Here is a 10,552-nt window from a genome sequence, read left to right on the forward strand (position 1 = left end):
CCGGCGGACCTACCCCGTTCGCACGACCTCTGCCGCGCGTGCGATGACGCGCCGACGGCTCTCCAGCGCCTTGGGCAGGCGATCCCCGAGCCGTGCGATCGCCCGTAGTTGGTAGGCGGAGTCGACGGCGTGCCAGATGCCCACGTAGTTGACGCGCCGAGCACAGGTGGCGTCGAGCTGCGCCATCGCACGTTGTTCCTCGGGTGTCGCGGTTCCGACCGACTCCGCCGCGTCCCAGCGGTGGTCGAAGTCGTGGCCCGCCGCCTTCATGCACTCGACCCAGGACGTCTCGGCGGCGCGAGCGCGGCTGTCGGCCCGGCTGTGCGTCCAAGCCTCCCTGAGCACCCCGTCGACCAGTGACACGAGTTCGTCGTCATCGCCGCGCAGCCGCCGCCAGGCGTCTTCCGCGCAACCACCCGCCGGGACCGGTGCGCCGTCGGCCGCCCGCACGGCGGTGGGCCCGCCGGCGAAGGTCCGCCCCGTGACCACCTCGTACTCGCGTTCGGAAGGACGCCACTGCTCGACACCGTCGACGTCCCCCCGGGGACGCGCATAGCCCGATCGGGCTGCTTCGTCCACGTCGACCACGCCGTAGCGGCGGTCCGCGCCGTCGAGGATGCCCGGCTGCTCCACCGCGCGGACGGTGTAGCGCACCCCGAAGCGCCGGGCGCAGGCATCGGTGAGGACGAGTGCGGCCCGTCCGACCACCTCGTCCTTTTCGGCGGACGGCACGTACCGCGCGATGGGCAGGCTCAGCTGTGCACCGTTCTCGATCGCGGTTACGGCGTGGGGGAGGTCGGGCTCACCCGTCCCCTGCGCCGCGCAGCCGGCGGAGAGGGAGATTGCGGCCGCAACGGCTGCGACCGCAATCAACCCCGTGCTCAACCGCGTGCTCAACTGAGTGCGAAGGACGACGCCCTGTCGTTCCAGTTCGAACCGACGTACACGCCGCCCGACCCGCCGTTGATCCACCCGGTCTGCGTGTCGCCGGTGTTCGCGCCGCCGTTCAAGTACAGCTTCGTGTCGCACGAGTTGTAGTCGTAGACCCGCGAGATGGCGTCGTTCCAGCCGGGCGGCACGGTGCCGAACGCGTTGTCGCGGTCCGTTGTCGTCGACGAACACGGCGAACTGCCGTAGGTCCGGATCCAGTTGCCCGAGCCATCGGCGTTCTCGGTGAGGGTCGCCCGGTGCACGTTCCCGTACTGCCGTCCGAGCTCGTAGTTCGCGGTCGGCGTGTCAGCATGTGCCGCAGGGGCCACCAAGGCCAGCAGGCCGGCCGTGGCCACGCCGACAGAAACAATGCGCTTCAACAGAAATCACTCCTCAAGTGGTTCACCGAACACCGCACGCGCATTCGCGCCGCGGATCGAGACCTCGCACACCTTCGACGCCTGCCCGACCAGGCGACCCCGCCCCCGGAGAGTTCAGGCCGGCGCGATTCGCGCCCGCCAGCACCCGAGTGCCCGGGCTCGGGTTCCACCTGGCCGGGAGCCGGAGCAAACCACCCCCCGTCACACCGTGATCTCCCCCCGTTCCTCCGGCAGGGAGAGCGTGCCGCGCCGTCCGCCCGGATTCCGCCCGGATCGCGCCCAGATCCGGCCTTCGGTCCCCGCGCGGACCGGGAATCCGGATACTTCAGGTGTGGAGTTCCGTGTGTTGGGGCCGTTGGACGTCCGCGCGGCAGGGGTTTCGGTCGACGTTGGAGGGCCTCGGCAGCGCGCGGTGCTGGCCGCGCTGCTGCTGCGGGCGAACGAGCCCGCGACGGTGGAGTACCTGACGGCCGCCGTCTGGGAGACGCCGCCCGCGACACCGGGGTCGAACCTGCGCACCTTCGTGTCCGGGCTGCGCAGGCAGCTCAGCGAGGCCGGCGACGACCCCGGCAGGCTGTCCACCCGGCCAGGCCGGTACCTGCTGCGGGTCGGGCCAGGCGAGTCGGACCTGGGCGCCTTCACCGCGCTGACCGCGGCGGGCGACACCGCGGACGGGAGCCGCGAGGCAGCCGAGCACTACGGACGCGCGCTGGAGCTGTGGCGCGGGCGGCCCCTGGAAGGGCTCCACGCGGGGCAGGCGCTCGCGGTCGAGGTGACCAGGCTGGAGGAGCAGCGGCTCGCGGTGGTCGAGAAGCACCTGCGTGCCCGGCTCGACCTGGGGGAGCACTCCGGACTGGTGGCCGAGCTGCGGCGGCTGGTCGCCGACCACCCGCTGCACGAGGAGCTGTGGGGACACCTGATGACCGCGCTGCACCGCTCCGGCCGTCGTGCGGACGCGCTCTCGACGTACCAGGAGGTGCACCGGCTGCTCGACGCCGAGCTCGCCGTCGCCCCCGGGCGGGAGTTGCGGCGGTTGCAGGCGAGGATCCTCGACGACGGGGGCGGCGCGCCGAAGCCGTCGACCGGGCAGGTTCGGCACTCCGACGACGCCGAGCCGGACGTCCACCGCCGGGGCGAGGACGAGCCGGACGCGCGCGATGGGTCTCCGCGGGCGCACGCCCCGGTCGCCCAGCTGCCCGCCGCGCCGCGCACGCTCGTCGGCCGCGACGACGTGCTCCGCGCGTTGGACACCCCCTCCGACGACGCGGGCTGCCCGGCCGTGAACGTGCTGACCGGCATGGCGGGCGTAGGGAAGACGGCCGTCTCACTGCATTGGGCGCATCGCAACCGGTACCGCTTCCCCGACGGACAGCTGTACGTGAACCTGCGCGGCCACGGCGCCCGACCCCCGCTGACCCCGCAGCAGGCGCTGGAGGAGATGCTCGAGGCGCTGTGCGTCGACCCCACGTGCAGGCCGGCCGAGGTGGACCCCGCGGCGGCCGTCTACCGCTCGACCCTGGTCGGCCGCCGGGTGCTGATCATGCTCGACGACGCCGCCGACGCCGACCAGGTCCGCCCGCTGCTGCCCGGTGGCCGCGACTGCACCGTGCTGATCACGAGCCGCGGCAGGCTCGACGGGCTGGTCGCCAGGGAGGGCGCGCGGCAGCTGCGGCTGGAATCGCTCGGCATCGACCACGGGCGGGCCGTGCTCGACAGCGTCGCGGCAGGGCTGGTCGACGCCGAACCGGCCGCCACCGACGAGCTGGTTGCCCTCTGCGGCGGGCTGCCGCTCGCCCTGCGCATCGCCGCCGCGCACCTGGCCGGGCAGCCGGTGCTGTCGGTCGCCGACTACGTCGCCGAGCTGCGCGCCGGGGACCGCCTCGCCGCCCTTGAGCCGCTGAACGACCCGCGCTCCGCGGTCGCCGCGGCCATCGACCTGTCCTACGCCAAACTGCCCCCGTCGACCCGACGCGCGTTCCGGCTGCTCGGGCTGCTCCCGGGGCCCGACACCACTGCGCCGGCCGTCGCCGCGCTGGCGGACACCGGCCTCGCCGACGCGCCGCGCGAACTGCGCGCCCTGGTGGCGGCCAACCTGGTCGAGCAGCCGGCCCCGGGCCGTTACGCCCTGCACGAGCTGCTCCGCGTCTACGCCGCCGCGGCCGCCACCGAGGACGGTCCCAGCCCCGTCGACCGCCTGCTCACCTGGTACTCGGCGGCGGCCGACCGCGCGTCGGACGCCCTCGACCCGGCCCGGCAGCGGCTGGCCGGCGGCGTCGACCGGGCGTGCCTGCCGGAGATCTCCTTCGCCCGTCCGCAGGACGCGCTCGACTGGTTCACCGCCGAGGCGCGCAACCTGGCCGCCGTCGTCGACGTCGCCGCGGCCACCGGCCGCCACCAGCTCGCCTGGCAGACGGCCGACGCGATGAAGGGCTACTTCCACCGGGGCAACATCGCCCAGTGGTCGGTCGTCGCGAAGGCCGGACGCCGCGCCGCGCACGCCGACGGCCACCCGACGGCGAAGGCCGCCATGGCCAACACGGAAGGGGTGCTCGCCTTCATGCAGGGCGACTACGCGGCCGCCGCCGACCACCTCGAAACCACTCTCGCAGAGTCCACCACGTGCGGGTGGCGGCTCGGCCAGGGCATCGCGCTGGCCAACCTCGGCTTGCTCCACCTGTACACCGGCACCCTCGACACCGCGCTCGGCCACCTGCGCCGCGGCGTCGAAGTGGCCGACGACCCGGCGTGCGCGACCGTCATGAGCCCGCTGCGCACCAACCTCGGGCGCACCGAGTTCCGGCTCGGCCGTCCTGCCGCCGCCGTCCGCCACCACACCCAGGTGGCGTCCCGCGACGACCGGTACCACGTCGCAGCCCTGCTCGGCCTCGCCGAGGTCCACCTCCACCTCGGCGATCTCGAACGGGTGGCGGACCTGCTCGACACCGCGGCCGAGCACAGCAGGCGAGCCCCGATCGACCACGAGATCTCCTGGCTGAAGACGATCCGCGGCGACCTGCTCGGCCTCCTCGGCCGGTCCGACGAAGCCATCGATGTCCACAACGAGGCCGTGCGCGTCAGCAACGGACACCACTTCGTGGTCGTGGACGCGCAGAACCACCTCGCCGCGGCTTACCTCCGCCGGCACCGCATCGATGAAGCCGAGTCCTGGCTGGGGCAGGCGCTGACCGGTGCCGACTCCTCGCGCTACCACCGCGGCCGAGGCACCGCCCTCCTCGGCCTGGCCGCCACCCGCACCCACCTCGGCGACCTGACCGGCGCCACCACCGCGGCCACCGACGCCCTCGCCATCGCCCGCCGCACAGGCCACCGCCACATCGAGGCCCAGTCCCACCTGGCGTTGGCCGATGTCCATCTCCGAAAAGGCATCCCCGATCGCGGGACCACCCACGCCGAGCGCGCCCTCGCCATCCACCGGGAAACCCGACACCGCCAGGGCCAGGCGAACGCCCTCCTGCTGCTGGGGCGAGTCGGGTGAGCGACCCGCGACCCGCATGGGGCGGACCTGCCGGCGCACCGCGGTCGGCACCGCGTCGGGTGGGTGATGGTAGGAAGGCCGGGTGAGCAACTTGGATGACGGGGCCGGGCTGCGGCTCGCGCAGGACGAGGTCGTGTCGCTGGCCAGCGAGCTGATCCGGATCGACACGACCAACACGGGGGACCCGGCCACGGTCGTCGGTGAGCGCGCCGCCGCGGAGTGGGTGGCCGAGAAGCTGGGCGAGGTCGGCTACGAGACGACCTACGTCGAGTCCGGCGCGAAGGGCCGCGGGAACGTGGTCGCCCGGCTGGCCGGCGCCGACCCGTCACGGGGCGCGCTGCTCGTCCACGGGCACCTCGACGTGGTGCCCGCCGACGCCTCCGAGTGGTCCGTGCACCCGTTCTCCGGCGCGGTGCAGGACGGGTACGTGTGGGGGCGCGGCGCGGTCGACATGAAGGACATGGTCGCGATGTCCCTGGCCGTCGCACGGAGGTTCAAGCGGGACGGCGTGGTGCCGCCCCGGGACATCGTCTTCGCGTTCCTGGCGGACGAGGAGGCCGGCGGCCTGTTCGGGGCCAAGTGGCTGGTGGACAACCGGCCCGAGCTGTTCGAGGGCGTCACCGAGGCCATCAGCGAGGTCGGCGGCTTCTCCATCACGCTGAAGGACGACGTCCGCGCCTACCTGGTGGAGACCGCCGAGAAGGGCATCCGCTGGCTCAAGCTCCGGGTCCGCGGCACGGCCGGCCACGGCTCGATGATCCACAACGACAACGCGGTGGCCAAGCTGGCGGCGGCGGTCACCAAGCTGGGGCAGCACCGGTTCCCGATCGTCATGCGGCCGTCCGTGCGCGAGTTCCTGGACGGCGTCTCGGAGATCACCGGGATGGAGTTCCCCGACGACGACATCGAGGGCGCCGTCGGCAAGCTCGGCGCGCTGTCCCGGATGATCGGGGCGACCCTGCGCGACACGGCCAACCCGACCATGCTGTCCGCCGGGTACAAGGCGAACGTCATCCCGTCGCTCGCCGAGGCCACCGTGGACTGCCGGATCCTGCCGGGCCGCGAGGAGGCGTTCGACCGCGAGCTGGCCGAGTTGCTGGGCCCGGACGTGGAGCGCGAGTGGCTGGGGCTGCCGCCGGTGGAGACCACGTTCGACGGCGCCCTGGTCGACGCGATGACGGCGTCGATCACGGCCGAGGACCCCGGCGCGCGGGTGCTGCCGTACATGCTGTCCGGCGGCACGGACGCCAAGTCGTTCCAGCAGCTCGGCATCCGCAACTTCGGCTTCGCCCCGTTGAAGCTGCCCGCCGACCTGGACTTCTCCGCCTTGTTCCACGGCGTGGACGAGCGGGTGCCGGTGGACGCGCTGCGGTTCGGCGTCCGGGTGCTCGACCGGTTCCTGCGCAGCTCGTGACCCGTCCGGGTGCCGTCCGCGCGGCGGGCGGCACCCGGTGCGACCGGCCGCATTAATCGTAGGAATTGCCGCCGCGCATTCGTCCGATCGAATGCACAATCGGCGTTGTGCGGGGGTACCGGGAACCCTCCGCCTCGATACTGCTCGGATCGATTCCGGCAGGAAGAGGCGAAGGTGAACGATCCTCTCTTTCGCGGTGTCCACGTACTGCTGTCCGTGATCCGGGACCTGGTGAGCCGGCCCAAGTGGCGACCCCGCCCTGGCCGGGACGGGCTGCGCGGCGACCGCCCGCTCCCGCTGCTCTGCCTGATCCGCGACTCCGGGCGCAACGACGTGCTGGACGCGTTGTCGGCCCGCCTCGAACAGGCCGAGACACCGCGAAAGCGAAAGGTGCTGTCCGTCCTCGTGCGGGCCGACCAAGCCGAGGCGAACGCCAGGGAGTGGTGGTCGACGGTCGACCGCGAGGTGCCCCTCCTGCCACTGCTCGACGTGCTGCACCGCCGCCTGCTCATCGACCGGTTCGGCCAGGACAGGCTCAGGTCCTTCCGGCACTACCGACTGGTCGACTGGCTCACCGGCCAGCACCTGCGACCCGGCAGCAGGCGTGACGACCGCGCCGTCACCGACCTTCTCCGCCGCTGGCACGCGGCGGCGGACAGCCCTGCCGAAGCGGAACAGCGCACGGCGGTGGAGCAGGCCGCCCAGTCCCTGTGGACGCGGGTCCTGGTGCTGGCCTTCACCGTGTGGAACCGCCCGCTGCGCTTCTGGCTGTGGGTGCACGGCGTGCCGTTGATCGGCCGCGAACCCCGGTGGCTGATGCGCCAGCCGTTCATGGTCCCCAGGCACTCCACCGCCTTCACCGGGTTCGCCGAACGCCTCACCGCGGGGAGGCGCGGCGCGGAGAACCCGGAGCACCTGAAGAAGCTGCTGGTGCACGCGTTCCTGCAAGACCTCCGGTTGGCGTACCGGCCGCGCGGCCTGCGCCTGCGCCGGTGGCAGCGCACGGCGTACACGGTCGTGCTCCTGGACGGCGTCACCGAGGAGAACGGCGGCTGGGAACTCCTGCGGCTCGTCAACGACGTCCGCAACGAGTCGACCGAGCACGACCCGCTGCTGGTGATCGCCACCGCGCCGGAGAAGCCGGAGGACCTCCAGTCCGGCCGGCCCCTGGTGCCGGTCAGCCGGATCAAGGGGGAGTTGGACGCGTGGTGGGACGGGCTGCCCGGACACCGGCAGTCGCTGCGGCCGGACGCGAGGTTCGTCTTCGCCCGGCTGCCCGCGCAGGTCGGCGCCGATGCCGCGCTCAGCCAGGACGACGACTCGGCCTGGCCCGACCTGGGTGACATCCAGCCGCGCAAACCGCCGCTGCCCGCCCGGAAACCGGTCGTCGCCGCGATCCTGGGCGCGGTGCTCGTCGCCGGGCTGCTGACCGGCGGTCGCTGGGGGTACGTCCGGGTGGACAACGACTGCCTGCCCGACCCGAGGGCGGGTGTCGCCGTCCGGTGGGTCGACGACATCAGCACCTGCATCGGCTACAGCGACCACTCGACGCACGTGTTCGGCCAGGACGAACGGCTGCGCGCGGTCCAACTCGCGATCTTCGAGCTCAACGCCGAAGCCGAGCGGCTGCACGAGGACAACCTCGACCGCACCATGGTGAGCCTGGTCTACTTCGCCGACTTGACCCACCCGGTGTCCGATCCCGGAGCCGACGACTCGGTCTCCGAGGAGTTGGAAGGACTGCTGATCCGCCAAGAGGCCCAGAACAAGACCAGCACGTCCGAGCCGCTGCTCCGGGTGGTCATCGCCAACGGCGGCGACCGGATGGGGGCTGCCCGCACCGTCGTGGACGACTTCCTCGAACCGCTGCTCGCCGCCGACCCCACGGTCCTGGGCGTCGTCGGCATGGGACTGACGGTGCCGGCCACGGAAAGCGCCATCGGGGCGCTGGGCGACCTCGGCACGCCGGTGCTGGCCACCTCGCTGACCGGTGAGTCGCTGGGCTCCCTGTCCCCGCTGTACTTCCAACTCGTGCCGGGGAACAAGGTGCAGGCCGAGCTGATCGCCGAGTACTCCCGCGTCGAAGGCAAACCCGTCACCGCCTACCACCCGCCGTTGGACGACAACTACCTCAAGAGCCTGGTCGGTGAACTGGTCAGGGCGCTGGGCGGCGAACCCGAGACGCGGAAGTGGAACCGCCAGGTCGGCGAGCTCTCCATCGTCTGCGGCAAGGGGAACATCGCGTTCTACGCGGGCCGTGAAGGGGAGTTCGCCGGGTTCCTGGGCGAGGTCGTCCGCCAGTGCGACGACGACCGCCCGATGGTCATCGGTGACGACACCGTGTCGCGGTTCGTCGCGCAGAGCAGCCTGCGGCTCCAGAACGAGTTCAAGGGCATCGCTGTCTCGTACGTGTCGATGGGCTCCCGCGTCGTCCTCGCGGGTCCGGACTGCCTGAACAAGGGTGTGCCGGCCGCACCGGACGCCTCTCGTGACGGCACACGTCCCCTCGTCGCGTTCTGCACCGGGCACCGCAGGGTGCGTGAGCGAACCACCGGACCCGGTCGGGTGGAGGACCTCGCCCGCCTGCTCGACAAGTCCGACGACCACATGCCGTGGCCGGGGGAGCGGATCGGGCTCGCCTACGACGCGGCCGGCCTGTTCGTGGAAGTGGTGCGGGAGAACCAGAACCGGGCCAGGGTGCCCAATTCCGACCCGTCCGCGCCGTCGACCCGACCGGAACAGCCCGTCCACCGCGCCGCCGTGGCCCAGGAACTGCGCGAGCCGCACGACTTCGACGGCGCCACCGGCCCGATCGACTTCGGCGAGTCCCGCACCGGCCTGACCCGACCGCTGGCGATCCTGACCATCGCCGACATCCACGACCTCCTCCAGGTGCCGACGTGCCGGTACGAGATCAGCGTGCCGGTCGACGAGTCGGCAGCGCCGCCGTGGGGCAGTTCGGACTGCTGACCGGGGGTTGACGCCGGGCGGTGGGGTTGGCATGGTCTGTACCAGTGTGAGAGCGCTCTCAACGACTTGCCAGGGCGCGTGGCCACTCCTGCGCGGCCTCGCGCCTCCCTGTGGACAAGGAGGACTGCGTGCGCATGACAACGTGGACGAAACTGGGTGTGGCCGCCGTGCTGGCGATGAGCGGGCTGGTGGTCGCACCGGCCGCCCAGGCCGCACCGCCGTCGGCACAGCTGTCGCCGGGGCTCGTGTCCTCGATGCGGGCCGCGTTCGGGCTCACCGAACAGCAGGCCCTGGTCAGAATCGACCAGGAGGCCAAGGCCACCGAGAAGGCGCCGTCCGCGCGTTCCGCGGCCGGGTCGTCGTTCGGCGGGAGCTGGTTCGACCAGGACAAGGGCGTGCTGGTGGTCGGCGTGACCGACGCGGCAGCCGCCGCACGGGTCCGCGCCGCGGGCGCCGAAGCCCGCCTGGTCGACCGGACCGCCGCCGAACTGGACCGGCTCAAGGACCGCGTGGACGCGCTGTCCGCGGCCGGCAAGGTCCCGTCGGCGGTCACCAGCTGGCACCCGGACCCGCGCAGCGGCGCGGTCGTGGTCGACGTCCAGGCCGGCGTGCAGACCGCCGAGGTCGCCGAGTTCCTCGCCGCCGCACGGGAGTTCGGCCCGATCGAGGTGAACACGGAGGGCGTCACCGCGCCCGTGCCGTTCGCGGCCGGAACGGTCGGCGGCGACCCGTACTACACCGGCAACGTCCGCTGCTCCATCGGCTTCTCGGTGCACGGCGGGTACGTCACGGCCGGGCACTGCGGCCGGACCGGCGCGCAGGTCTACGGCTGGGACCGGTCCTGGCAGGGCCAGTTCGCCGGCTCTTCCTTCCCCGGCAACGACTACGCGTGGGTCCGCACCGGCGGCGGCTGGTGGAACGTGCCGGTCGTGCTCGGCTGGGGCACGGTGCCCGACAGGCTCGTGCGCGGCTCGTGGGAAGCCCCGATCGGCACGTCGGTCTGCCGCTCCGGCTCGACCACGCGCTGGCACTGCGGCGTGATCCAGTCCCGCAACGAGACGATCCACTACGCGCAGGGCGACGTGCACCAGATGGCGGGCACCAGCGTGTGCGCCGAGGGCGGCGACTCGGGTGGCTCGTTCATCACCGGCGACCAGGCCCAGGGCGTCACGTCAGGTGGGTACGGCAACTGCTCGTCCGGCGGCCGGACCTGGTTCCAGCCGATCAACGAGATCCTGTCCACCTACGGCCTGACGCTGCTCACCGCCTGACCTCGTGACCGCCTGACCGTCCAACCGCTCGACCGTCCGACTGCCTGAAGGCCCGTCCGCACAACCGCGGGCGGGTCTTCTCGCGTGCCCC

6 protein-coding genes are annotated in these 10,552 nt (G+C 72.6%); 4 read left to right on the plus strand and 2 right to left on the minus strand.

All coding sequences use genetic code 11. From position 1 onward, the window contains the following. Positions 1 to 9: 9 nt before the first annotated feature. Together ACRAKI_RS17145 and ACRAKI_RS17150 are read right to left on the minus strand one after the other, a co-directional pair. Positions 10 to 732, minus strand: a complete 723-nt coding sequence (locus tag ACRAKI_RS17145) for a hypothetical protein (protein ID WP_447008098.1) — start codon at positions 730 to 732, stop codon at positions 10 to 12. Positions 733 to 893: 161 nt separating this feature from the next. Then, entirely contained in the window at positions 894 to 1,310 is a 417-nt protein-coding gene (locus ACRAKI_RS17150) for a hypothetical protein (protein ID WP_447008099.1), read from the minus strand. Positions 1,311 to 1,641: 331 nt separating this feature from the next. On the opposite strand from ACRAKI_RS17150, the gene ACRAKI_RS17155 reads away from it, so the two are divergent. The 4 genes from ACRAKI_RS17155 to ACRAKI_RS17170 all read left to right on the plus strand — a co-directional run bounded on the left by ACRAKI_RS17155 (position 1,642) and on the right by ACRAKI_RS17170 (position 10,461). After that, on the plus strand, positions 1,642 to 4,806 hold the full coding sequence (locus ACRAKI_RS17155) for an AfsR/SARP family transcriptional regulator (RefSeq protein ID WP_447008100.1): 3,165 nt from the start codon (positions 1,642 to 1,644) through the stop codon (positions 4,804 to 4,806). 91 nt (positions 4,807 to 4,897) lie between these two features. Then, on the plus strand, positions 4,898 to 6,220 hold the full coding sequence (locus tag ACRAKI_RS17160) for a M20/M25/M40 family metallo-hydrolase (RefSeq protein ID WP_447008438.1): 1,323 nt from the start codon (positions 4,898 to 4,900) through the stop codon (positions 6,218 to 6,220). 174 nt (positions 6,221 to 6,394) lie between these two features. After that, positions 6,395 to 9,190 carry a hypothetical protein gene (locus ACRAKI_RS17165; RefSeq protein ID WP_447008101.1) on the plus strand — a complete coding sequence of 932 codons (2,796 nt, stop codon included), beginning with the start codon at positions 6,395 to 6,397 and terminating at the stop codon, positions 9,188 to 9,190. 128 nt (positions 9,191 to 9,318) lie between these two features. Further along, entirely contained in the window at positions 9,319 to 10,461 is a 1,143-nt protein-coding gene (locus ACRAKI_RS17170) for a S1 family peptidase (protein ID WP_447008102.1), read from the plus strand. Positions 10,462 to 10,552 lie beyond the last annotated feature (91 nt).

The sequence above is a fragment of the Saccharothrix isguenensis genome, from assembly GCF_052936305.1.